Source organism: Photobacterium sp. DNB23_23_1, from assembly GCF_052873815.1.
Genome location: NZ_JBNNXT010000001.1, coordinates 52,194 through 76,359 on the forward strand (window position 1 = coordinate 52,194; position 24,166 = coordinate 76,359).

The following is a 24,166-nucleotide window of genomic DNA, read 5'->3' on the forward strand; positions in this document are numbered from 1 at the left end:
ACTTGTGTTTCAATCAGACAAAGCGCACAATTTCAGCGTTATAAGATACATCCAGAGAATGAGCGGAGATAACAATGGAATTGTCTGATATTCGTCGCGACTATACACAGGGTGGTTTGCGCCGTCATGATTTGCCGGAGCAGCCGGAGCAACTATTCAACACCTGGCTTGAGCAGGCGATAGAAGCAAAGCTGACCGATCCCACTGCGATGACAGTGGCGACTGTTGATGAGCACGGGCAGCCTTATCAGCGCATTGTGTTATTGAAGCACTTTGATAAAGATGGGTTTGTCTTTTATACCAATCTTGGTAGCCGCAAGGCGTTGCATTTGGCTGATAACAGCAAAATCAGCTTGCACTTTCCATGGCACCCTCTTGAGCGGCAGGTCCACATTACTGGCTGCGCGGAAAAGTTGTCAAAAATGGAAGTGCTGAAGTACTTCTCGTCACGACCAAAAGAGAGCCAGATTGCTGCATGGGCAAGTAAACAGAGCGCGCGAATTTCTGCCAGACAGGCGCTGGAAAGTAAGTATTTCGAGCTGAAAGATAAATTTGCCAAAGGTGAGGTGCCGGTGCCGACGTTTTGGGGCGGTTATCGGGTAAAAATCAATTCGATTGAATTCTGGCAGGGCGGTGCTAACCGCTTGCATGACCGTTTTTTGTATACCCGGATACAGGATGCAACCCAGCAATGGGGCATTGAGCGCCTGGCGCCTTGATCAAATCCATCATAAACATTTGATCAAGACTGGTATCACTGGGTTTAGACCAAAAAAGAGCAGCTCTTCGCTGCTCTTTTTTTTATGCCGCTAATTGCTGCTGACTAGTCACTATACTTACCCCTTCAGGGTGACGCACTTTAAGGGCTTTTTCGGCGTTAGTGATGGAATCGATTTCACTCACCGCTTGGATTTGGTATTTGCAAGGGATGTTGAAATGCGGGTGTACAACGTAGGTGACAGTAAATTGCTTCATAGTTTTTCCAGCATATCGTTGGCGCTTAGGCCGGTAAATTTAATGACTGGGCGAATTATAGGTAATTGGCCCAGTACAAAAATTGATCTGGAAACAAGCTTTGGATTGCAAAAAGGCAAACTAAGTCTGCGTCTTTTGCGGTTACAAATGACAAAATTGAGCCATCTATTCTTTCAAAATTACCGATAGCTGGCGTTTAAGCATACTTTCGGGGATATGCGAGCCAAAGCCGAGATCTAGCGCAATGTCGATAAGTTCGTTCTTTGAACGGGCATTGAACTTCTCGCGCAGTCGAATGACATAATTCTCTACTGTTTTAACCGAAACACCGAGCACCTTGGCCATATACTGTGGCTTTTTGCCGTAAAGCAGCAGAAAGAGTACTTCAGATTCACGGGTGTTAAGGTTTATGGCGTTGTGGTTGAGGTCAAGATTGAAAGAGGCTTGCTCTTTCGGATCGATACCAGCTGCCCGGCAAATCCAGTGGCCAACTTCTAATACTGCCGTATCTTTGAGTTCGACACCTGAAAAAATGGTTCCGACGACGTCGTTTTCATCGTTTTTCCAAGGGGTTTTAGTGAATAAGTGTGCACGCCAGCTGCCATCGGAATAAGGGTGGATATCCAGTACTCGCATTCTTTTTCCTGATGTCAGCACAAGATTATCTTGTTCCCTGAATGCTTCTGCACATTCAACCGTCGGGCTTGGCATGTCGAAATCGGTACGGCCGATACAATCTAAATGATGATCAACACCAATTATGTTTCCGTATTCGGAATTAGCATAAACGAAGACTGAATCTTTATCTTTACATCCCCAACACCCTGGGAGCTGATTAAATATATGTAGTAAAGAGGGGTCGACTTTATTTTTCACTACGTGTGCCTGAGTTAATAGAATAGAGCAGTTGCAACAGTGAAGTTTAATTGAATAGCTAGAGGTTACAATATCTGAATGACGGATTTTTGGACACATTTGTAAAAAAGATAAAAAAAAGCCGACCTAATAGGTCGGCAAAGACAAGAGTTTGACTCCGAAGAGCACAATCCTGTACGACGTGTAGAAGAGGTACCCAATCAGGTTCATATTCTTTGGTATGAGGGTTTATACCAAAGTGAACCCGCTTGGTATGTATCCAAAGTTGGATACTGTAGGCAGAAAGCGGTAAAACCGTCTCTCTGTCGACGGAAAGTACTATAACAATAGTGTGATAAGCAGGTAAGGGGGGAAATCACCTATTGACAAAGGTGTGGTAGTGTGAGTTTGAGGTTTTTTATGTTCGCTATAAAACATCGTGCATAAAAATGATTAATTGGAAAAATGTTTCATTTTCAGCGCGATTAATTTTGGCTGGTTGATTGAAAACGATAGATTATTCAGATGATTTGCATAACTTTCAGCCTGTTTTGACGCACATTTTTCGGTAATAAAATAGACACTAATGTGTTGTGAAAGTAGGTCTGCCTAGCTATGCATACACCTGCAATCATAAGGTTTTATATTCAAAAGAAACCGTTAAAGTGTAACTATATTTATTTGTTTAAGCTGGCTGTTTTTGAATAGGATTACTCTTTATTACAAATGGCTAATTACGCAGTGTAATTAGCCATTTGTAGCACCGCAATATCCTCTTTATTTTTAAGGGTAAATAAGACGGCAGTGACTTTGACTTAATTGACGTAATTAAACGTTCTAAGCAAAGTGATTCCTAAACTACTGGTGAATATCGATCCTAGCGTGGTAACGGCAATAATATTTGCTGCGAGGTAAGCGTTACCTCCCATATTTCTTGCCATAACATAGCTGGCAGCAGCTGTTGGGGCGGCACTCATCAGGAAGATAAGTCCGAGTTCGAGCTCCCTAAAGCCCAATCCAATACCTGCAAGGGTAATAAATAGCGGAGCTATCACGAGCTTTCCTATGCTGGCATACTGGGTATTCGCTGGCTCCTGCCGTAACTGGTTGAAATTTAGGCTTGCACCAGTACACAACAATGCCAGTGGCAATGTCATTCCTGCAAAGTACCCACCGGATTTAGTGATGAGTTCCGGTAGCGGAATGGCAAAAATAGAGAATGGTAGCGCGCAGATTATGCTGATGATCAGCGGATTCTTGATAATGGAGCGTAGCAGGAAGCCAGTATTGAGGCTTGGTAAATTTGGATTAGAGCGAGACAAGGTGATCACTGCAAGGATGTTATACGCGACAGTAATGACGGCTACGTATAACGAACCAAGGGCAAGACCATTGTCGCCGAAGGCATTACTGGCATAGGCAAGGCCGATGATACCGGTGTTGGCCCGAAAGGCACCTTGGACCACGACGCCGCGATCTATCTTCTGCTTGATGGTTCGCTTTGCCAATAATTCGAACATTAGATAAGTGAGAATATTCGCAGCCAGTGCAAACAGTAATAAATCAGGATTTCCTATTTCAGATATGTTGGAGCGGGAAACGCTCAGGAACAGCATTGCTGGTAAGGTAAGATTGAAAACCAGTTTGGAGCCGGTCTCTATAAATGCTTCCGTCAGCATACCGATACGTTTGAGGTAAATCCCTAATCCCAGCATCAGAAATATAGGGCCGGTGATGGAAAATGAATAATGTAGTTGTGCAAGCAGCTCTGTCATGATCGCCTATTCCTAGTATGAAGGCTATTTGTAACACAATTAGCCTCAAGATTGGAAACATGATCAAGGATCATTGTTTCGATCTATTTCTTATCGGCAATCAAAGATTGGCAACCTACTGAAAATATACGGAACGATGATCAAGAGGTGTGTCATAACGGGCAATGTAGTTCCGACTGGAACGATGATCAAGTTAGATCGTGATCTTGGCCTTTTTCCCAGAACGATGATCAAGAGAATCTCTGTTATTGACTGTTGAAAGTGCCAGCAGCTAGCCAAGGGAGCTTGGCCAATTGCACTCTTTTTAATTTAAAGCGTTGAAAGTATATCCGTTTTATATGATGGGAATGAATTGGTCTTTTGGGCTTTGTTAGCTAACAAATCTGATTGCTGGTTTTTAAATCAACAAAATAGAATCAGAATCACATTGGCCGTAAAATATCCCCACTTGATCATGGTTCCGATATAAGTCAATGGATTTCAAGATGAACGGTAATGATTGCTTAGCTGGTGTGGGCTGGGTATAGCTATTGGGGGAATTATGGTACTATCGATCTACGAATCACTGTCATATTCTTCGATCATTTAGCATGAAAGAAAAGCTAAACACGCCAATGTTCAAACCTTCTGAAATCGTTACATTGCCGGCGCAGATGGATCACCATAACCATGGCTATAACCAGGTGGTGATTGGTTTATCAGGGCAAACAGAATTTGATATCGAAGGAGCGGGTAATCTGGTATGTCCCGGTCAGGGATGTTTGGTAACGGCAGACTCAGAGCATGCCTTTTCCGGTGTTGGTAATAATGAAATTTTGGTATTGAATGTTGCTAATGAGCAATTTCAGGCATCTTATTCTCAAGATCATATTGCCCAGCTGTTTGATCAATCGGGTTATTTCCACCTTGACCGCCAAGCACAGCACCTCATTCAGGCCCTGACTGCTGAGATGGCTGCCCATCCCGATGATTTGCTGCTCAGCAGAGCATGTACCGACACTTTGATGTGTGTGCTGCATCGCCACTTCAAGCCGCTGAAACTTGATCGCCAAACCTACCGGTTGAACATGGATGTGATTGATCAATATATTCTTCAGCACCTGACCCGAAAAATTTCTGTTTCCCAGTTGGCTGGCTTGGTCTTTTTGGGGGAAAGTCAATTTCATCATCTGTTCAAAGAGCAGACAGGAGCCACTCCTCACCAATATGTATTGAAAAAGCGGCTAGAACTGGCAAGGGAGCTTATTGAAGAGTCCCAGCTAAGTGTTGCGCAAGTGGCCCAGAGTACAGGCTTTGCCAGTCAGAGCAGTTTTACCCAAGCCTTTACCCGATTGTATGGCAAGCCGCCAGCGCGCTATCGCCGTGACAACCCCGCAAATTAATCTGATCATCAATATCTACCCATTTGTTGAAAACTTGTAGCATTCCTTCTCTGGTCTAACTGTTTTTCCTATTTGATATTCCCTTTAAGCTACACATCATGCTGATGAGTAGCTTCACTGTGCACATCCAATGTCTGATCTTACTTTATCATTGTTCCGTTCTCCCTTGATCATCGTTCTGGATTTGTGTGATTTTTCAGCAGCGCCAGGCTTTGGGTTATGGAAAAATGCATATTTTTTAAATAATTCCCGTCGAACTTTGTTAAAAGCCGGACTTTTGCTAAAAAGTATCGGAGAATATAGCAAGACTATCGGAGTGTTGGAAAATAAAATCCCCCCTTACTGGTAACACTGATGTAACAATTTTCTTGGGTAGGGGCAGTCAGTAACTGAAAATGCTGTTTACCTTATCCGGTACACTATTGAGGGAATCACTATGTTCAATGCGGCAGAAGTACTTCAGCCTGATTTTATTGAGCGTCCACTGGATGAGCTCTGGTCTCAGATTTCGCCACTGTACAGTGTGGATGAATCACAATGGCTGGGTCAGTTGATGCCGTTGGCTGAGCCAACAGCGCAAGAGCGGAAGTTTACATCTGACCAAGCCACCAGCCTGATCGAGCGGGTTCGATCCGATCAGAACGCGATCCAGATGATTGATGCTCTGCTGCTTGAATATAGCTTGGACACCAAAGAAGGGATTTTGCTGATGTGCCTGGCTGAAGCGTTGATGCGTATTCCAGATGCCGCCACGGCCGATGCCCTGATCCGTGACAAACTCAGCGTGGCAGATTGGAAGTCGCACCTGAAAAGCTCCGATTCGTTATTTGTTAATGCGTCTACCTGGGGTCTAATGCTGACTGGTAAAGTGGTTAGCCTGGATGCCAAGGAAAGTGGCGCACCAAGCCATGTTATTAACCGCCTTGTTAACAAGATGTCTGAGCCGGTGATCCGCCAAGCCATGAATCAGGCGATGAAGATCATGGGTCACCAGTTTGTCCTTGGCCGTACCATTGCTGAAGCGATGAAAAATGGCAAAAGTAAACGTGACCAAGGCTTTACCTATTCCTTCGATATGCTGGGTGAAGCTGCTCTAACCGCTCAGGATGCCCAGAAATATTTTAAAGATTATGTAATGGCTGTTGAGGCGGTAGGTCGTGACAGCTATGCCAGCGAAAGTGGCAGTAATACCCGCTCACCAGACCCAACGGTTTCCATCAAGCTTTCAGCCTTGCATCCACGCTATGACGTGGCTAACGAAGCCCGCGTGCTGGATGAAATGTACGAGTCGGTTCTGTCGCTGCTTAAGCGCGCCCGCGAACTCAATGTCGGCATTACCATTGATGCCGAAGAGGCCGATCGTCTTGAGCTTTCATTGAAGCTATTCGAAAAACTCTACCGCTCTGATGACGTGAAAGGATGGGGACGCTTTGGCTTGGTCATACAGGCTTACTCTAAACGCGCTTTGCCGGTGCTGGCGTGGTTAGCTGCATTGGCTAAAGAGCAGGGCGATGTTATCCCGCTACGTTTGGTCAAAGGGGCTTATTGGGATAGCGAACTGAAACTGTCTCAGCAGAGTGGTTTTAGTGGCTATCCTGTATTTACCCGTAAGGAAGCGACCGATGCGTCTTATCTGGCTTGTGCCCGATTCTTGTTGGCCCCTCACCTTAATGGTCTGATTTATCCGCAGTTTGCCAGCCATAATGCCCATACGGTATCGGCGGTAATGGCGATGGCCCAGTCACACCGCAACTTCGAGTTCCAGCGTCTGCATGGCATGGGGGATGCACTGTATAACCATGTGATGAAGATGCACCAGACCAACGTCAGGATCTATGCCCCGGTTGGTAGCCATAAAGATTTACTGCCATATTTGGTCCGTCGCTTATTGGAAAACGGTGCGAACAGTTCGTTCGTCCACCGTTTGGTTGATGCCAACTGCCCGGTAGAAAGCCTGATCCAGCACCCGGTTGATACCTTAAAGTCACGTCCTACGTTGCACAACAGCCTGATCCCGTTACCGCCGCAGATTTTCGGAGACGAGCGTAAGAACTCTGCTGGGGTCAATATTGAGATTGCTTCGCAGTGGCAGCCATTTAATGAATCTGTTCAGGCATTTGCCCAGCATCAATGGCTGGCCGGCCCTATTATCAATGGGGTTGCAGTAACGGATAGCGAAAGCACTTTTGCCGTGACTGCGCCCTATGATCGTCGCGAGAGCGTGGGAACGGTGGCCTTTGCTAATCAAGAACAGGTTAAACAAGCAATTGCTATCGCTGCGGGTACTTTCCCGCAGTGGTCGGCCTGCCCTGCTTCCGAGCGTGCAGAGTGCTTGCAGCGTCTGGCAGATTTGCTGGAAGCGCATACTGGTGAACTGGTGGCTTTATGCCATCGCGAAGCGGGTAAAACGATTCAGGACGGCATTGACGAGATCCGCGAGGCGGTGGACTTTTGCCGCTTCTACGCCAATCAGGCATCGGAGGAGTTTGCCCAGCCCAAATCTGTAATGGGCTTTGACGGTACAACCCGTCAGCTAAGCTACCAGGGGCGCGGTGTGTTCGCTTGTATCAGCCCGTGGAATTTCCCGTTGGCAATTTTCCTTGGTCAGGTGTCTGCGGCGCTGGCTGCGGGTAATACCGTGGTGGCCAAACCGGCCGAGCAAACTTCGCTTATTGCTTTTAGAGCGATTGAGCTGATGCTTGAAGCCGGTGTTCCTGCTGGCGCTATCCAGCTGTTGCCGGGCACCGGTGCCGAGGTGGGAGCGCCATTGACCGCTGATACCCGTATTGCCGGGGTGGCGTTTACCGGTTCGACAGAAACGGCCCAGCGGATCAACCGTAGTTTGGCTGCCCGAGATTGTGAGCCGGTTCCGTTTATTGCCGAGACCGGTGGCCAGAATGCCATGATTGTCGACAGTACTGCCCTGCCTGAGCAAGTGGTGCGCGATGTGGTGCGTTCGGCTTTTGCCTCTGCGGGTCAGCGTTGTTCGGCACTGCGTGTCTTGTTTATTCAGCAAGATATCGCCGATAGGGTGATAGGCCTGATTAAAGGAGCTATGGCTGAGCTGTTGGTGGGACGCCCTGAGCTGCACAGTACTGATGTTGGCCCGGTAATTGATGCCACGGCCCGCGACAAGCTGCTAACCCATATCCAGTCGCTGAAAAACCAAGCTACGTTAGTGGCACAGGCTACGATTCCAGCGACTTGCCAGTACGGTGATTTCGTTGCACCGTCGGCGTTTGAAATCCCTTCTATTGATGTTCTGGAGAATGAAAACTTTGGCCCGATCTTGCATATCGTTCGCTTCAAAGCCAACGAGCTTGATCAGGTGATCGACCAAATCAACCACACGGGTTTTGGCTTGACGATGGGTGTACATAGCCGCAACGAGCGAACCTACAGCCATATCGAGCGCCGTGCCCGTGTCGGAAACTGCTACATCAACCGGGATCAGGTGGGTGCGGTGGTTGGCGTTCAGCCCTTCGGTGGACAGGGACTGTCGGGGACTGGCCCGAAAGCGGGTGGCCCGCACTACCTGTACCGCTTTACCCAAGATTGTGTTGAAGCCCAATAACCGTCGAGAAATTTAAGGAGTGATCATGACGATTCAAACATTGGTAAATACAAGCTCGGCGGCATGGGAAGGCTGGAACAACCTAGGCTATGAAGCGCGTACCCGTATCTTGCGTCATTGGACCGATCAGCTGGCAACTGAATGCCGTGCCATGGTGGAGTTTCAGTGTCGTCATGCTGAAGAGCATGTGGCTCAGACCTTGTTGATGCCGGGTCCAACCGGTGAAACCAACGAGCTTTACTGTGCCGGACGTGGCAGCTTTATTGTCACCGCAGACAGTGATACACCGCTGGTGGCAGTGGTTGGCCAGTTGTCCGCTGCATTGGTGACGGGCAATACTGTGTATGTCTGCTTAGCTGCAGATTACCCGGTAAAAGCGAAAGATTTGGCCGCACAGCTGGAGCAAAGCGGCTGTGCTGGCGGGGTGATCACCGCTATCGATAACGATCAGCTTGCTGACTTGGCCAGCCACCCTTCGGTGGCTGGCGTGGCCTATGCTGGCAAGCTGTCAACGACCCAGGCGCTTGCGCGCCAACTTGCTGCCCGAACCGGTTTGCTTGCTCAGCTTATCAGTGAGACTGATACCGACAAGCTTCCGGTTATCGGCAGTCCAACATACTTACTGCGTTTTGTGACCGAGAGAACACGGACCATCAACATTACAGCGGTTGGCGGTAATGCCACCTTGCTCGAGTTGGGGAGTGGTGAGGAACACTAACCGAGGGTTGGGCCGCTAAATACGGGGGAAACTAGCTTGCAACCTGCGGGCGGCCAATCAACAACCCATCGCTGATTTCAGCGTTATAATCAAATCGCCCTGCAATGAACAGGGGGCTTTAAGTGAGGGAACTCAAAAAATGATAGAGAACAGCTTTGCTATTACAGCAACGTTCATCGCCTACCTGATTGGTATGCTGGCCATTGGCTACATCGCCTATAAGCGTACGTCAAATTCAGCCGATTACTTCCTTGGTGGACGCACGTTGGGGCCTTGGCCAGCAGCACTGTCTGCTGGGGCATCGGACATGAGTGGCTGGCTGCTACTGGGTCTGCCTGGCTACGCTTATGCGGCGGGTATCGAGTCATTGTGGCTGGCTGGCGGCTTGCTACTCGGTACATGGCTCAACTGGCTGATCTGTGCCAAACGTCTGCGTACATACAGTATTACGACCGACAATGCGCTGACCATCCCTGAGTTTTTGGCCCGCCGATTCAACGATAAATCCAAGTTGCTCCAAACTATTTCAGCATTCTTTATCTTGCTGTTTTTCCTTTTCTATACCAGCTCGGGTTTGGTTGCCGGTGGTAAGTTGTTCGAGACGGTCTTCGGTCTTGATTACACTATTGCGGTCGTTGTCGGTACGGTGTGCGTGGTCTCATACACCTTGTTCGGTGGTTTCCTCGCCGTATCTTGGACCGACTTGGTACAGGGCTTGTTGATGTCGGCGGCGTTGCTGATTGTGCCTATTGCTGCGATGAACGGTAGCCCGGGCGATCTGGCAATAGCACTGGAAGCGAAAAACCCTGAGCTGATGTCCTTGTTCAACGATGTGAAGGGGGAACCGCTATCGGCCATTGCGATTATCTCGCTGGCTGCTTGGGGTCTAGGGTATTTTGGTCAGCCGCATATTTTGGCGCGATTTAAGGCAACCCGAAGCAACGCTGATATCACTACCGCTCGACGCATAGCGGTTGGTTGGACTGCCCTGTCCATGGCTGGTGCTGTATTGGTGGGTCTGGTGGGGATCTTGTTTGTTGATAACCAGCTAGCCGGTAACTTGGATGACGGTGAACGTATCTTCATGTTACTGGTGAACTCGATGTTCCACCCTGTGATTGCCGGTATTTTGCTTGCCGCGATTTTGGCGGCGATCATGAGTACGGCGGATTCCCAGTTGTTGGTGTCATCTTCGGCGTTGGCAGAAGACTTCTATAAGCAGGTATTCCGTCCGCAAGCAACCTCTGAAGAGATTGTCACCGTTGGCCGTATTGCGGTTATCGTCTTGTCGATTGTTGCGCTGATGCTGGCAATGAACCCAGACAGCACTGTACTTGGTCTTGTGTCATACGCATGGGCAGGCTTTGGTGCGGCATTCGGCCCAGCATTGCTGCTGAGTTTGTTCTGGAAAGAGATGAACCGTAACGGCGCACTGGCCGGTATTATCACCGGTGCACTCACCGTGGTGATCTGGAAACAGCTGACCGGTGGTATTTTTGATCTTTACGAAATTGTCCCAGGCTTTATCTTTGCCACAATTACCATTGTCGTGGTGAGCAAGATGACCGGTGGTGCGTCGGAAGAAGTGGAAGCACAGTTCGACACTTACCAGAATAATTTGGTTGAGTTTAAGTAATCGTTTTGGCGTAAACCATCATTAAAACAAGCGGCTTCTCTTTTGAGAAGCCGTTTTTTTATCGGAAAAACAAAGCCGATACAGTTGTTTTGACTGATTTTTAATCACTTGAACGAATGGGTTAAAAAATTTCTCGAGTATGTCTTTTCGATATAACCTTATGATTTAATAGGTATAAGCCGGGTCTGTGATGTAAAATAAGTGAAAACAACCCCCACTTGCGTACTAGTTTACTATTACATTGTTGCGGTTGTTCTGATAGTTTGTGCTGGCAAACACGCATTATTGTCAAAACTATCACTAGAAGTACCTATTAAATGAAGCTGAAAATTTCCTCTGTAGTCATCTCTACCCTTTTACTCGCTGGTCAGGCATCGGCATTTACTCTTTATGAAGATGACCAAAACAAATTCGATGTGGGTGGCGTTTTCGTTCTTGATGCATTCCAACCTGTATGGGGTGAGGATGACATTTTCTCTGCCACCAGAAGTATTTTGAACATGGGCTTTGAGCGCCAACTTCAGCAAGGTTGGACGCTGGATGCAAAATTTGAGTGGGATCAGTTTCTGAATAACCCAACCTCGGGCAGCAGTAATTTCCGTAACCGCTTGGGTTATGTGAGCATCAATAACGAGGAGCTGGGCAGCTTGCGTTTCGGTAAGCAATGGTCTGCCTACCATGATGTTGCCCGCTACATGGATAACCTGATCATCATCGACCCGGATGCAACGCCTATCTACTCAGAGGGTACTGACGGTGGCTTTGCTGCGACTGGTCGTGGTGATAACTTGGTAGCTTACCGTTACAGCAATAACGGCGTGAACGTATCGGCGCACTACGGTTTTACCAGCAATGGTGAAACTGGCAGCTTTGAGGATGAAGACAAGCAAGTTCAAAGCGATACGGTTAAGCGTGACTACAACTATGCGCTATCGACCAGCTACGATTTTGACTCAGGTGTAAGCCTGGGTGTGGCTTACCTTGAAAACAAAGTTGAAGTGGCTAACGCTCAGAATGTGAATGGTCTTGAAGACGGTGACAAGCAAACCGCACTCACTGTCGGTGGTCAGTATGTTGCCGGTGGCCTGAAAGTGGCAGCGGTTTATACCCAAGGTGAAAACATTCACAAAGCCGGTCTACAGGGTGGCCCACGCACCGAGTGGGCAGATGCCAACGCCGTTGATGTGTACGCCCATTACGCGCTTGAATCTGGTTTACGTCCATATGCTTACGTCTCGCATGTCGACTTCGACGGTGAAGGCGATGTGACTGGCGACCGCCAAGTCTATGCTGTCGGCCTATCTTATGCCTTCACGCCGAAAACGGTACTGTCATTCGAAGCCAAGCGTAACGAGCTGAATGAGTTCCGTGGCGAGTCTAGCCGTACCGATAATGGCGGTGGTTTCAACTTCGCTTACGTATTCTAGTCTCGCTTCCAAGCATAGACGAGCAGATATAAGGCTGGCATTGGTGTCAGCCTTTTTTGTATTCATTGACCTAACTCAAGCTAATTTCATGTGTGGTACCAACCTGGATACGTCGTTGAACTATAGATTGCACAGGAAAAATTGTTGTTATCAAGGCAGAGGTTGCAGTAACGGCCGAGCCTTGAAAGCTCGGCCTGGGTGTTTATTCACATGGTGGTGCTAGATGGATCATTGCCAAGCCGCCTAAAGAGGTTTCACGGTACTTCTTGTTCATGTCCTTACCGGTTTGGTACATGGTGTCGATGACCTTGTCGAGGGAGATGAGCGATTTGCTGTTGCGTTTGAGTGCCATGCGTGAGGCATTGATGGCTTTCATCGCGCCCATCGCATTGCGTTCGATACATGGGATCTGAACCAAGCCACCGATCGGGTCACAGGTCATTCCTAGGGAGTGCTCCATGGCAATTTCTGCCGCCATGCAGATCTGTTCGTTGCTGCCACCGCGGATCGCTGTTAACCCTGCAGCCGCCATCGAGGACGATACACCGATTTCGCCCTGACAGCCCACTTCTGCACCCGAGATAGATGCATTCATTTTGTAGAGCATGCCTATGGCCGCAGAGACAGCTAAGAAGTCCTTGATTTGCTTATCGTTTAGCTCTTGGATGAACTTGTTGTAGTACATAAGTACGGCAGGGATCACCCCCGCAGCCCCATTGGTGGGTGAGGTGACGACTTGGCCGCCAGCTGCGTTTTCCTCGCTGACGGCAAAGGCGAACAGGTTTACCCAATCCAATATCACCATCGGATCGTTTTCGATCTCTTGGTTGGACTCTAGCTTTTTCAGCAGGGCTGGCGCGCGGCGCACCACATGTAGGCCCCCTTCCAGGACTCCCTCAGTTTCAAAACCACGGGCCATACAACTCGACATCACCTGCCAGATTTGAGCTGCTTTGGCATCCAGTTCATCTTGGCTGCGGAAGGCTAGTTCATTACGCAAGAACATCGCCCCGATGCTGATGCCTTCGCGCTCAGTAAGCGCGAGAATATCTTCCGCGGACTTAAACGTGTAGGGAACGGTCACTTCGTTGGTGGCTTTGCCGTTTTGCAACTCGTTGGCGGTTGCAATAAAACCGCCACCAATAGAATAGTAGGTCTCGATGAAAAGTTGCTTACCGGCCTGGTTGAAGGCGGTAATGGTCATGCCGTTTTCGTGCAAGGGTAAGTTACTGCTGTGGAACAGCATGTCAGTATCGACATCAAAACTGATGGTTTTTTTACCCGCAAACTGCAAAGTCTTGTTCGTCACTCCTTCAGCCATCGCCTTGTTGGCCGCTTGTATATCAATCGCATCAGGCTTGTTGTTCATCAAGCCTAAGATTGATGCACGGTCAGTGTGGTGTCCTTTGCCTGTTAGTGACAACGAACCGTATAAATCCACTTGCACCCGTGCCACATCGTCTAACATGGCATCGACTTTCTGGCAGAAATCGAAACCAGCCAGCATGGGTCCGTTGGTGTGGGAGCTGGATGGGCCTACACCCACTTTGTAGATATCGAAAATAGATAGCATGATCGTTCCTTAAAATAATACTTTTGCCAGTAAACTTGGCAAAAAGAAGCATGTCAGCACTGTAAAAGCTGCGAATACTAAAAGCATATACTGGCTGGTCGTTGGTGCATGGTAGAGGCTTTTTTGTTGTTCGAAAAAGGCAAGTTGGCTTGCCGTTGTTTGTCCTATCAGTCGGCTGACAATTAACCCTGTCGCGATAAATACCACGGTGCCTGCTGGGGCATACCAAGGCCAAGCCACTCCAGCGGATTGGCACAGTAAGATACCCAATATACTGGCGATACTGGCAGCGATGATGCCTGCTTCGTTAGAAGATCGTGAGAAGATCCCTAACAAGAAAGATCCGAGACGGATGCCAACAAAGATGGATGTCAGGCTCGCGATACTTTTGAGTACACTTTCATTGGAAATTGCCAACATGGCTGGGATCACAACAAGCATGGCGCAACTCAGACTCAGGCGTCGTGCCACTTTTTCATAGTGGATATTGTCTTTATCCGGCTTGATAAAGCGCTTATAAATATCGAAAGTAGCGACTGTTGCCATTGAGTTGTAGGAGGAGTCTAGGGTCGACATTGCAGCGGCAGAAAGCGCGGCCATGATTAATCCTACTATCAATGGGTGAGTATGATTGAAGACAAAGTCCAAGATCACGTCGTTGCTATTTTCAAAAGGTTGTCCTTGATAGAACACAAATAACAGCACACCCATCAAGCTGAAAAATAGGTAAACGAAAAAGGCACCATAACCACAGACAAGCATCGACTTCTGTGCGGTTTCTACCGAGCGGGTCGCAAGTGTACGTTGAATAATCAGCTGGTTAGAACCATATACACTCAAATGGAGAAAGCTCACTGCGATAAGGCCAGCCATTAACGTGGTGTCATCACCAAAGCTGGTGGATAAGTTTGCCATTGACAGTTTGGCTGCTACGGCACTGGATAGTTCTGGGAGCGCACCCAAATCAGGCAGGCTCATGACCAGTGTTACAAAAATCGCCACACAACCCGCAAGTAAGAAACCGGATTGCATAACATCAGTCCAGATCACTGTTGAAATCCCGCCCGCATAGGTATAAAGCGCCGTAAACAGGCTGATATAAATGATTGCTTCTTCAACGCTTATTGGCAGGATCCTAACCAGGATAAGCGAAACGGCGTACAAGATAATACCAGAAGTAATACACTGAACTACTATAAAAACCAATGAGTTAATTGTTCTTGTTATGACGCCGAAGCGGTGCTCGAGGTATTCGTAGATAGAGGTTAGCCCCAGCTTGTAGAAAATGGGGATAAAGAACACCACGCTAAAGAAAATAACGATGGGGTAATTGAGGTGGATAGCAATTGCCTGCATGCCATCACTGTATACCCAGCCCGGCATTCCGACAAAAGTCATGGCACTAATATAGGTGGCTAGAATTGAAACCCCTACTGTTAACCAGCCAAACTGTTTCCCACCCGTCGAAAAATCGCCTCTATTGGATGTTTTTTTGTTTACTAAGTAGCTAATAAATATAGTAAATACCAGGTATATCAGCACGACAAGAATGCTTGAGTACGCAACCATAATGGGTTTGCCTTGTTGTTTCTATGGGCGTTGCCCGAATAATTATCGCGATGGATAGTACATAAAATCACCTTGATGTGGGACTTCATTGGTATGTTTGCGTGATCGTGATCAATGTTGACAGGGTTTTTAGTGTTATCTGTATAAAAAACATACTGAGTGTGATCGATGTCCCATGAAATCCTTTTTTGGGTACGCATTCATGTAAAATTGATTTGTATCACGGTTTTTACCCTGCATGGCTGTGTAATATCTGCCACCAGAAAGCGGAAGGGGGGATAGACCCTCTACACAGCTTCGGTCACCCAATTGTTTAACAAGGGTGATACAAATAAATTTAGAGGATTATTCGCTCATGACAAGCAAGAAACACATGAACGAAGTTCCAATGGTGCAACGCGCAGCTGCCTATTTGGCAATTTTGGTTGGTTACGTGTTTTACTGTTACAACTTCGTGGTTATAGATTACGTCCGTCCCTACATCGTCGACGCCTATGACAGTATCACCCTTGCACATACTGCCCAGTTCTATACTTGGCAATCACTTGGTGCCCTGATTGGCGCCCTAAGTTGTGCTTGGTTCGCAAGCCAGTTCGGCAAGAAAAACGTACTGATCACAATTACTGCGATCAATGGTGCTGCGACAATCCTTAACATGAGTTTTACCAGCTATGAAGGCTGGGCGGCAATGCGTTTCATTGTTGGTATCGCACTGGGTGGTTATTTCACGGTTGCGGTTTCATTGATGATTGGTCTATTCACTGACTCTGTTCGCGGTAAATTGACGGCATTTGCTTCATCTATGTTCTCTGTGGCTGTCATGGCAATGGGTGCGTATGCAGCTTACCTAGCAAGCATTGATGCTGCATGGGAAAATATGATGATTGTTGGTGGTGTTCCACCACTAGTTGCTGCTGTTGTTATGTTCTTTGTTCTACCAAGTGACAAAAAAGTGATTGCGTTTGGTGAAGAAGTACAGCAAGACGCAAATGGTAAGGATATTGAGGCGAAGAAAGGATCATGGGGCGAGATGTTCCGCGGTACTAATCTACGCATCACATTAACGTGTCTTCTGCTTTCTGGCATGAACTTTTACGGCTTCCAATTCTTCAATGGTTTCGTAACAACGTACCTAAAAGAAGTACGCATGTTCGATGGTCAAACCATGGGCGTTATCTTCTCAATCTCAGCATTTGGTAGCCTATTAGGTGCGTGGGTTTGGGGTGCAGTTGCCGATAAGTGGGGCCGTAAGGTGAATGCATTCGGCTTCATCCTTGCCGGTATCATGGCGTCAATCTTCTTTATCGCACCATCTGACGCTACTTTCATGGGGCTAAACATGCTAGCGATCCTTGGCCTTGTTTATAACTTTGGTCTTGCATCAAGTGCGGTTTGGGGTGGTTACTTCTCAGAATTGTTCCCAGCACACCTTCGTAGTTTCGGCGCTGCTCTGTTCCACGGTGGCCGTCTGATTGGTATGTGGGCACCCATGGTGTTGGTATTCATCCAAGAGCGTTCAGACCTACAAACAGCAATGTGGGGCTCGCCAATCGTATGGATCTTAGCGGGTCTACTATGGCTATCTCTACCAGAAACGCTTAAAAGCGGCGTGTTCTCAAAGAAAGATAAAGCAACAGCTTAACGAAATTTTGGGCTTCGCCGAAGCGAAGCCTACAACCATTATCAACGACAGACTGTGCTCTGTTGAGATTAAATAAAGACAGGATTTGCATTATGAGCAAGTATCAAGAAGCGAAACGCGTTGTACGTAACTACTTCGACGCAATGGAAAACGCAACTCACGAAAACGTTGCTGAAGTACTAAAAGCACATACATCTGAAGGTTACCTATGGCGTGGCGTTTACCCATTCCGCGAGCAAGAAGGCGCACAAGCAGCCGCTGACGTTTTCTGGTCTCCACTAATGAAGTCAATGACTCGCATGCAGCGTCGTCAAGATATCTTTATCGGCGGTGAAAACGAAGTAACGCCAGGCGAAACGTGGGTTATGAGCATGGGTCACTTCATGGGTCTACTAGACGCTGAATTCCTAGGCATGCGTCCTACTGGTAAGATCATGAACGTTCGCTACGCAGAATTTAACTGTGTTGTTGATGGCAAGATCACTAAGACCGGTCTTTTCCTTGACCTTCTAGGCATGATGGATCAAGCGGGTTGTTACCCACTACCTCCTTCAACGGGCAAGCACTTCGTTTACCCTGGCCCACGTAACCACGACGGTCTACTGTTTGAAGATGCTGCGCCAGAAGAAGGTGTTGCGACTCTGGCTCTTGTTAACAAGATGGTTGATGATCTATCTGCACTTAACGACAGCGGCGCGATGGGTTGCCCACCAGAAGTACTGGCTAAGAGCTGGTCAAAAGACATGATCTGGTACGGCCCATGTGGTATCGGTGCATCATACACTATCCCTCGTTACCAGCAGCAGCACCAACTGCCGTTCCGTAACAACCTAAAAGACAAGAAGTTTAACGGCCACGTTTGTCGTTTCGCTGAAGGTAACTTCTCTTGTTTCTTCGGCTGGCCAAACCTTTCAAACACACCAACTGGTGGTTTCCTAGGTATGACTGGTGGCGAAGTGCGTGCAGACATGCAAGTGGTTGACGTTTACTACCGTGACGGCGACAAACTGTCCGAGAACTGGGTTCTTATCGACCTTCCATACTGGCTGAAGCAGCAGGGTTTGGATGTATTTGAGCGTACTCAGCAAATTTTGAACCCAGCACTGTAATTCGCAAGCTCCACATTTTCCTCTTGTGAAAGATAGCACGCCTGTGCGATATCGGGCGTCCCTTTGGGGCGCCCTTTTTTACGATTAAAAAAACAATATTTATCAATTTGTCAGGATGTCAGCCTGAGGGTTGCTGACGCCTGATTTTGAGGCAAGTAGTATGATGAATAAAACAAAACTATCTCTGATTATAATGGCTGCACTGACTTCAGGTTCTGCGGTCGCTGCTCATACCTTCTTTAACGACAGCGGCGATAGCCTGACTATCGATGGTCGCTTTGAAGCGCGCTACCAAGATAACGGTGGTGATTCCGAGCCCGTTTGGAACAGTGGTAGTTCGCGCTTTGGCCTTAAAGGCGTTAAGCAGCTAGATAATGATTGGCAGGGCTTTGGCCATGCTGAATGGGGTTACAACTCCGGCTCCAACGGTAGTGACATTTATGACCGCCTACTTTATGCCGGTGTCGAGCACGACAAATACGGCAAAATTGCCGCAGGTACCAAGCAGTGGTCAACGTTCTACGATGTAGCTTGGTTCACCGATATGGGCCGCACCTACGGAACCCGAGGATCAAACGTTTACAACCTCTCAGATTGGGGGATTAGCAGTGGTACTGGCCGTGCTGCAAACTCTCTGACTTACCGCAATAATCTTGGTGATCTGAAATATGGCTTCACCTATCAGACAACACGCACCGATGTAGGCCTCGCTGGCGATGCGACGGCGACCTTGAAGAATGGCATCGGCGCATCGGTACTTTACCCAATCGCTGCGGGCCTAACTGTGGGAGCTGCTTACCACCAGAACGAAATTACCGATATTAACGGTGTTATTGATCACTTCAGCACACAAAACGGTGACACAGCCCGCATCGGTCTTGTTGGCCTGAATTACAGTTCGGCGAATTACTTCTTGGGAATGACTTTCCACACCGCAGATAGCTGGGAAGTTGTTGGTAAAGATACCAGTGCAGAATTCTTCGACTCACGCGGTGGTGAGCTTTATACCCATTACCATTTCAATAATGGCTTTCGTGCTACGTTCAATGCTAACTATATGACCGAAACGGATGGGCGTGCACAGGGCTATGAGCGTAAAACCTTCACCCCGGGTGTGGAATACCACTTTACTAAGAATACTTTCCTACTTTGGGCGGAGTACCAGTTCGATGAAGGTAAAGATAAATGGAACGGTGCAGAGTTTGTTAACACCGATGACAAGCTTTCTGCTGGTATTCGTTACTACTTTTAATCACTAAGGTGTAAGTAGTCGAACAGAAAAGAAATTAACGATAAAGCCGTTATCAGTCCGGACGCTGGTAGCGGCTTTTGTTATCTCGATGATGACAATTTACGATATGGTAAAATGAGGCATTTCTGTTTTTCCTTATAGCTAGATAAAATTGCATGCGCATTCAAAGGGTTGTTTGATATAATTATTCCAATAGTTTCAACCGAATCCCTAATATGTCTGTTAAAAAACAACCAGTTACCGCTAGTGATGTTGCAAGGCTTGCTGGTGTATCCCAGTCGACGGTGTCTCGCGTATTCATTGATGGGAGTTCAGTTTCCGCCACAGCCCGTGAAAAGGTGTTTGCGGCAGCCAAAGAGCTTAACTATCGCCCAAATGCATTTGCTCGTAGTTTGACAACCAATGAATCGAGATTGATTGGCTTGGTTTTCCCTGACTCCGATTATCCTATTCATATGGAAACCTTGCAGCTGCTCAGTAAAGAGTTACAGAAAAACGGCTATTCAGCAGTATTGATCCCTTGGGAGCTTGATGACCAGCAGCAACACTCGATCCCGAATATTTTCCAATACCGTGTTGACGGTGTGATGGCTGCCTCTGCACAGTTCAATACTGCTCTGTATGAGGAATGTCGTGATTTTAATATCCCGATTGTTCAATTTGCGCGTATTGAAGAGGGAACAAAGTGTAGTTCAGCGATCAGTGACAACTACAGTGCGGGGAAAATAGCCGCGCGTACGCTGGTACAGCGTGGTGCTGAACAGCTCGCATACTTGACCGGTAATATTCCTGCTTATACCAATACCGAACGCCTTGAGGGATTCACCGAGGAGCTTCAGTCTTTGACTGGCCAAACGCCAAGGGATATTCAGACCAGTTATGTGTATGAAGAGGCGCTCGATGGTATTCGGGCTGTGTTAGCTGAAGATCATCATCCTGATGCTTTTTTCTGTTCGACAGACACTTTAGCCATTGCCCTGATGGATATTGCTCGCAGTGAATTTGGTTTGTCGATCCCTGAAGATATCCAAGTCATTGGGTTTGATGATATTCCCCAAGCCAGCTGGCTGGGATACCAGCTCTCAACGTTTAAACAGGATTTTAATCGCTTGGCCAAAGAGGCGGTGAAGTTATTGCTTAATCAAGTTCAGTCAGAAGACCGTGCGTTAGTGAAGTTGATGATCCCGGTGGAGTTGGTCGAGCGTAATACCCTGAGAAAATGATGGCGCTGTATTGACTGAATAAAGTCAATAATGCATATCGATCGAATAACAGTGTCGATTTCCTCCCAAAAGAACCCATCGCAGTAATGCTTATGAGTGAAAAACGGTTTGCTGCGATTGGTCATATAAAAGCAAACAAATTGTTCGCTAAGGTTCTCATTGGTGGGTGGCCTTAGAGTCAAGGCCACACCACCTTAGTGTCTTTCTTTACAAGTTATTGTAATTTAGTACCTTATTCTTATTTATTGTGATTTTTTCAGATCAATGATCAAGGAACAGGTAGTTCTGCCAGCTTTTCATTCGGATCAGTACTTTACGCATAACCGAGACATGTTCGAAGCTGTCTGAGTAAACCGCAATTTCGACATTTGCCCCCTGTGGCAGGTGATACTCAGTCAGATCATCGGTGATTTTCAGTTTAACCAATGGACGGCCTTGGCGTAGCAGCTGATCGCTGCCATAAAGAACACCTGAGGCTTGAACTTGGCTTTCGCCAATAGCCGGTAATACCTCGATCACTTCACCCTGGAACGTCTTGCCAGGCAGGGCACGAAAGATAAAGTCGGCCTTAAACCCAGGGCGTAGCCTGAGCAGCGAATTCTGCCTGAAGGCACCGATAAAAAACTGCTCTTCCTGGTGGATAAAAGTCATCACCGGTTTTAGTGGCAAGGGAACAGCCATCATGCCGGGGCGCAACGTTACTTGAGTGACATAGCCAGCCGTCGGAGCGTGGACCACGGTTTCTTCCAAGTTGAATTGGGCTTGGATCAGCTGGGCGCGGACCTTAGCTATTGCTGTATTTTCCCCCATGATTTGCGATTCGTAGGTTAGCTTGGCGCGTTGTTCTTCTGCCCGTGCAGCTGAAAGTGAAGCCTCGGCACTGCGGTAGAATTGGCGGCGGTTATCGACTTCCGATTTGGTAAACGCACCGCGCTTAAACCCCTTTTCATAGCGTTGGTATTGGCTAAGAGTCCGATCACGTTCGGCTATCGCCCGCTCGGTACTGGCTTTGGCTGCGTGGTATGCCGCTTCAAGGCCCAGAACATTTTGCTTTGCTTCGGCAAGGGCGGCCAACTGCAGTTGGACCTCAGCTTCGTACAAGGTGGGATCAATACGGAAAAGTACATCACCTTTTTTGACTGGGGTATTGGCCTTAACAGGTACCTCTATCACCTTGCCCCTCACGCCAGAAACAATGGGCGTTGTTACATAAAATTGCCCGCCCATATTGCTATGCGGATGGTTGTAGTTCATCAGCAATATCAAGGTACCAATCAGAATAATGCCGCCGAGCACTGCGGTAGGTACGGTCCACTTGTTGAGTGGGATATTGAAGATTTTAAAAACGGCAATACACAGCGCGGCATAGGTCAGAATGAGTAATAGATCCATTAGTGCTCACCTCCCTGCTGAGTGTCTGTCGAGTTATCGTGTCTGGCCTGTATCACTTCCAATTCTGCAACTTTACCGGTGAGGTGCTCGACCTGCTCTGACAGCTTCAGTATTTCATGGTGCAACTCGTTCTGCTCGTTTTGGATTTTGGTAAATCCCCAGCCGCGATCTTCGCGCCAGAGCGTGGCCCAAATCCACAGAAACGGCCAAATGGCATGTAAGGTAAATAGACTCACCCAGCCAGCATAGTGAATTGCATCTTGATGGGGGTGGTTACGTTTTACTGAAATTTCATAGGGGATATCGTGAATGGCGATGATCCCGTAGAACAGGAATACCGCGACAAAGCATAAAACGCCTAAGGCAAAATAGTCGAGAAACATCCTTGCTCCTTATCCTTACTGGCAATGATTCTGTGGAGGCTACCAAGATCCAGTAACCACTAACAAATTTAGCACTGATTTACTTTTATGCTTGTTTTTGTTGGCTTTATTTCGAATTCAAACAAGCTGAATAGAGAGGATTTGTCATATACTTATGGGGAATCTCCCCTCCAGTTTTTGATCTGTTGGTCGATATAAGTAATCAAAGAGAAAAAGACCGCTGCTTTTGGGAAAGAGGGAGCGGTCTCAGCGAATGCGGTAGATGTTCGGTATTATATAAATATAAATTCGAAGTGTAGAGGGGATATGCCTTATCTAATGGTTGTGACAGGCCTTTCAGCAGGCTTACTGGCGTGGATCCTATACCGTGTTTTTGCCTCCCAGGGCAAACAGCAACAGCTTTTGCTTGAAAAGCGGCAGAAAGAAGCTCGATATCAGCAAGTGCTCGAAAAAGCGAAAATTGCCGAGCGTGAAGAAAAGATTTTCAAGGCGCAGACCGGCCATGTATCGAGTCAGTTGTCCTTAGCCAAGGAATATGAACTGACCAATGTGCGAGAAGCCATTAACTGGTATGACAAAGCGGCCAAACTCGACAATATCATTGCCCAGAATGCATTGGCTCGCTTGTGTCGGGCCGATATTGACGATCCTGAAGGCGAAGCCAAATCGCGATACTGGGAGCAGGTAGTCAAAGCGAAGTGCGGCGAAGCGAAAGAGTTATTTGAACTTGGACTGCTACTGATCCGTGGTCAGGGAACTGACATCGATGTCGAAGCGGGTTTGGAAATGGTACAGGAGGCTGCAGACAAAGAGCTGATAGCCGCGATGCTGTTTCTTGGTGATTGGTACCTGTCTGAGTTTGCCCAGCCACATCAGCCTCTAGAGGCATTTTTGTGGCGCTTTCGAGCGGCAAAGCAAGGGGATATCAATGGTTTTATGAAAACCGCTTTTTGTTATCAGGTGGGTATTGGTGTGAGTAAGGACTGTCACCGAGCCATGTATTGGCTTGAGCGGGCGGCCGAAAGAGGGGACGGTGAGGCCCAGATGCTGGTGGCCAAGATGCATAACCGCACCACTATGACTGATGCCACTATCGCCTATATTTGGTATTCCTTGGCATATGTGAATGGTTATAAGCAGGCCAAAGAAGCACGAGATGAAGTCGTTCAGCTCCTTGATATAGATACTATTCTCGGGGTTCAAAATGTGGCAAACAAAGTCTATAAGATGCTTAAGCAAGACGAGGACTTAGCCCCTCATTCGGTGATGTATTTGCTCGATAAGCTCTATGGCAGGGAGGGCTACCGGCCAACAGAAGAAAACCTCGAAACGTTGGCGTTGGGCGATCTAGCCAGTGAAATGTCAACACTGCAACCCGTTGACAATATCGGCTCCGCTGAGATTGTACAGAATGGATATAAAGGTGAGGAGGGTTGGTCTGAAACTGATATGCGAGCAGCTAAGGGGGGACTGACGACACATGATTTGCAGGCCAGCACAGCAACGTCGTTCAGCGCGGTTAACTCCGAAAGCCAAACATCAATGTCGGGCTACCAGCAACAGCCGTGGCAGGCGTCGTGGGATAGCTTGCTGTCAGGAAACGATGATAATCAAGGAAAGTCCTAACGGATGAACGCTGATAGAAGAGGCCCGGTTGAGTTGGTTCATAGCAACTCAACCG

Annotated in this window: 19 protein-coding genes; 12 read left to right on the forward strand and 7 right to left on the reverse strand. The window is 47.6% G+C overall.

Translation table 11 applies throughout. The features are described 5' to 3' along the window. Window positions 1–74: 74 nt before the first annotated feature. A complete protein-coding gene (gene pdxH, locus ACVA53_RS00200; protein ID WP_446504199.1) occupies window positions 75–719 on the forward strand; it encodes a pyridoxamine 5'-phosphate oxidase in 645 nt (214 codons plus the stop codon). 82 nt (window positions 720–801) lie between these two features. On the opposite strand, the gene ACVA53_RS00205 is transcribed toward pdxH, so the two are convergent. From ACVA53_RS00205 to ACVA53_RS00215, 3 genes are all read right to left on the reverse strand, one after another. Continuing rightward, window positions 802–975, reverse strand: coding sequence for an addiction module component (locus ACVA53_RS00205; protein WP_255041205.1), 174 nt, complete (start codon window positions 973–975; stop codon window positions 802–804). A gap of 165 nt (window positions 976–1,140) precedes the next feature. Then, entirely contained in the window at window positions 1,141–1,851 is a 711-nt protein-coding gene (locus tag ACVA53_RS00210) for a helix-turn-helix transcriptional regulator (protein WP_255041203.1), read from the reverse strand. Window positions 1,852–2,645: 794 nt separating this feature from the next. Then, window positions 2,646–3,605 carry an AEC family transporter gene (locus ACVA53_RS00215; protein WP_446504200.1) on the reverse strand — a complete coding sequence of 320 codons (960 nt, stop codon included), beginning with the start codon at window positions 3,603–3,605 and terminating at the stop codon, window positions 2,646–2,648. Between the two features lie 590 nt (window positions 3,606–4,195). On the opposite strand from ACVA53_RS00215, the gene ACVA53_RS00220 reads away from it, so the two are divergent. The 6 genes from ACVA53_RS00220 (at window position 4,196) to ACVA53_RS00245 (ending at window position 12,342) form a co-directional block, all read left to right on the forward strand. After that, on the forward strand, window positions 4,196–4,987 hold the full coding sequence (locus ACVA53_RS00220) for a helix-turn-helix domain-containing protein (RefSeq protein ID WP_446504201.1): 792 nt from the start codon (window positions 4,196–4,198) through the stop codon (window positions 4,985–4,987). 130 nt (window positions 4,988–5,117) lie between these two features. Continuing rightward, window positions 5,118–5,336 (forward strand): hypothetical protein, encoded by a 219-nt coding sequence (locus tag ACVA53_RS00225; RefSeq protein WP_446504202.1) that lies wholly within the window; start codon window positions 5,118–5,120, stop codon window positions 5,334–5,336. A gap of 87 nt (window positions 5,337–5,423) precedes the next feature. Then, window positions 5,424–8,561 (forward strand): bifunctional proline dehydrogenase/L-glutamate gamma-semialdehyde dehydrogenase PutA, encoded by a 3,138-nt coding sequence (gene putA / locus ACVA53_RS00230; protein WP_446504203.1) that lies wholly within the window; start codon window positions 5,424–5,426, stop codon window positions 8,559–8,561. 25 nt (window positions 8,562–8,586) lie between these two features. After that, window positions 8,587–9,279, forward strand: coding sequence for an aldehyde dehydrogenase family protein (locus tag ACVA53_RS00235; protein WP_446504204.1), 693 nt, complete (start codon window positions 8,587–8,589; stop codon window positions 9,277–9,279). A gap of 139 nt (window positions 9,280–9,418) precedes the next feature. Further along, window positions 9,419–10,915: a sodium/proline symporter PutP gene (gene putP, locus ACVA53_RS00240; RefSeq protein WP_255041196.1), complete on the forward strand. Its 1,497-nt coding sequence runs from the start codon at window positions 9,419–9,421 to the stop codon at window positions 10,913–10,915. 317 nt (window positions 10,916–11,232) lie between these two features. Next, window positions 11,233–12,342: a porin gene (locus ACVA53_RS00245; RefSeq protein ID WP_255041195.1), complete on the forward strand. Its 1,110-nt coding sequence runs from the start codon at window positions 11,233–11,235 to the stop codon at window positions 12,340–12,342. A gap of 202 nt (window positions 12,343–12,544) precedes the next feature. Here ACVA53_RS00245 and ACVA53_RS00250 read toward each other — a convergent pair whose 3' ends face one another. Continuing rightward, window positions 12,545–13,915: an L-serine ammonia-lyase gene (locus ACVA53_RS00250; protein ID WP_255041193.1), complete on the reverse strand. Its 1,371-nt coding sequence runs from the start codon at window positions 13,913–13,915 to the stop codon at window positions 12,545–12,547. Between the two features lie 9 nt (window positions 13,916–13,924). Next, window positions 13,925–15,484 carry a sodium:solute symporter family transporter gene (locus tag ACVA53_RS00255; RefSeq protein WP_446504205.1) on the reverse strand — a complete coding sequence of 520 codons (1,560 nt, stop codon included), beginning with the start codon at window positions 15,482–15,484 and terminating at the stop codon, window positions 13,925–13,927. Window positions 15,485–15,839: 355 nt separating this feature from the next. Here ACVA53_RS00255 and ACVA53_RS00260 point away from each other — a divergent pair, with 355 nt between their 5' ends. The 4 genes from ACVA53_RS00260 (at window position 15,840) to ACVA53_RS00275 (ending at window position 20,710) form a co-directional block, all read left to right on the forward strand. Beyond that, a complete protein-coding gene (locus tag ACVA53_RS00260) occupies window positions 15,840–17,126 on the forward strand; it encodes an MFS transporter (protein WP_255041191.1) in 1,287 nt (428 codons plus the stop codon). 92 nt (window positions 17,127–17,218) lie between these two features. Then, window positions 17,219–18,235, forward strand: coding sequence for a nuclear transport factor 2 family protein (locus ACVA53_RS00265; RefSeq protein WP_446504206.1), 1,017 nt, complete (start codon window positions 17,219–17,221; stop codon window positions 18,233–18,235). 163 nt (window positions 18,236–18,398) lie between these two features. Beyond that, window positions 18,399–19,487 (forward strand): porin, encoded by a 1,089-nt coding sequence (locus ACVA53_RS00270; RefSeq protein WP_446504387.1) that lies wholly within the window; start codon window positions 18,399–18,401, stop codon window positions 19,485–19,487. A gap of 215 nt (window positions 19,488–19,702) precedes the next feature. Continuing rightward, window positions 19,703–20,710 (forward strand): LacI family DNA-binding transcriptional regulator, encoded by a 1,008-nt coding sequence (locus ACVA53_RS00275; RefSeq protein WP_255041189.1) that lies wholly within the window; start codon window positions 19,703–19,705, stop codon window positions 20,708–20,710. 261 nt (window positions 20,711–20,971) lie between these two features. Here the strand turns inward: ACVA53_RS00275 and ACVA53_RS00280 are convergent, their stop codons facing one another. Both ACVA53_RS00280 and ACVA53_RS00285 read right to left on the reverse strand, forming a co-directional pair. Then, window positions 20,972–22,102: an HlyD family secretion protein gene (locus tag ACVA53_RS00280; RefSeq protein ID WP_446504207.1), complete on the reverse strand. Its 1,131-nt coding sequence runs from the start codon at window positions 22,100–22,102 to the stop codon at window positions 20,972–20,974. Then, window positions 22,102–22,485 (reverse strand): DUF3302 domain-containing protein, encoded by a 384-nt coding sequence (locus ACVA53_RS00285; protein WP_446504208.1) that lies wholly within the window; start codon window positions 22,483–22,485, stop codon window positions 22,102–22,104. Before ACVA53_RS00285 ends, ACVA53_RS00280 begins: the two co-directional genes overlap by 1 nt. Before the next feature lie 306 nt (window positions 22,486–22,791). On the opposite strand from ACVA53_RS00285, the gene ACVA53_RS00290 reads away from it, so the two are divergent. Then, entirely contained in the window at window positions 22,792–24,111 is a 1,320-nt protein-coding gene (locus tag ACVA53_RS00290; RefSeq protein ID WP_446504209.1) for a tetratricopeptide repeat protein, read from the forward strand. Window positions 24,112–24,166 lie beyond the last annotated feature (55 nt).

Bases quoted from the DNA above. Each gene is read 5' to 3' on its own strand.
- pdxH (WP_446504199.1), top strand. From the start codon at position 75: ATGGAATTGTCTGATATTCGTCGCGACTATACACAGGGTGGTTTGCGC.
- ACVA53_RS00205 (WP_255041205.1), bottom strand. From the start codon at position 975: ATGAAGCAATTTACTGTCACCTACGTTGTACACCCGCATTTCAACATC.
- ACVA53_RS00215 (WP_446504200.1), bottom strand. From the start codon at position 3,605: ATGACAGAGCTGCTTGCACAACTACATTATTCATTTTCCATCACCGGC.
- ACVA53_RS00220 (WP_446504201.1), top strand. From the start codon at position 4,196: ATGAAAGAAAAGCTAAACACGCCAATGTTCAAACCTTCTGAAATCGTT.
- ACVA53_RS00225 (WP_446504202.1), top strand. From the start codon at position 5,118: ATGTCTGATCTTACTTTATCATTGTTCCGTTCTCCCTTGATCATCGTT.
- putA (WP_446504203.1), top strand. From the start codon at position 5,424: ATGTTCAATGCGGCAGAAGTACTTCAGCCTGATTTTATTGAGCGTCCA.
- ACVA53_RS00235 (WP_446504204.1), top strand. From the start codon at position 8,587: ATGACGATTCAAACATTGGTAAATACAAGCTCGGCGGCATGGGAAGGC.
- putP (WP_255041196.1), top strand. From the start codon at position 9,419: ATGATAGAGAACAGCTTTGCTATTACAGCAACGTTCATCGCCTACCTG.
- ACVA53_RS00245 (WP_255041195.1), top strand. From the start codon at position 11,233: ATGAAGCTGAAAATTTCCTCTGTAGTCATCTCTACCCTTTTACTCGCT.
- ACVA53_RS00250 (WP_255041193.1), bottom strand. From the start codon at position 13,915: ATGCTATCTATTTTCGATATCTACAAAGTGGGTGTAGGCCCATCCAGC.
- ACVA53_RS00255 (WP_446504205.1), bottom strand. From the start codon at position 15,484: ATGGTTGCGTACTCAAGCATTCTTGTCGTGCTGATATACCTGGTATTT.
- ACVA53_RS00260 (WP_255041191.1), top strand. From the start codon at position 15,840: ATGACAAGCAAGAAACACATGAACGAAGTTCCAATGGTGCAACGCGCA.
- ACVA53_RS00265 (WP_446504206.1), top strand. From the start codon at position 17,219: ATGAGCAAGTATCAAGAAGCGAAACGCGTTGTACGTAACTACTTCGAC.
- ACVA53_RS00270 (WP_446504387.1), top strand. From the start codon at position 18,399: ATGAATAAAACAAAACTATCTCTGATTATAATGGCTGCACTGACTTCA.
- ACVA53_RS00275 (WP_255041189.1), top strand. From the start codon at position 19,703: ATGTCTGTTAAAAAACAACCAGTTACCGCTAGTGATGTTGCAAGGCTT.
- ACVA53_RS00280 (WP_446504207.1), bottom strand. From the start codon at position 22,102: ATGGATCTATTACTCATTCTGACCTATGCCGCGCTGTGTATTGCCGTT.
- ACVA53_RS00285 (WP_446504208.1), bottom strand. From the start codon at position 22,485: ATGTTTCTCGACTATTTTGCCTTAGGCGTTTTATGCTTTGTCGCGGTA.
- ACVA53_RS00290 (WP_446504209.1), top strand. From the start codon at position 22,792: ATGCCTTATCTAATGGTTGTGACAGGCCTTTCAGCAGGCTTACTGGCG.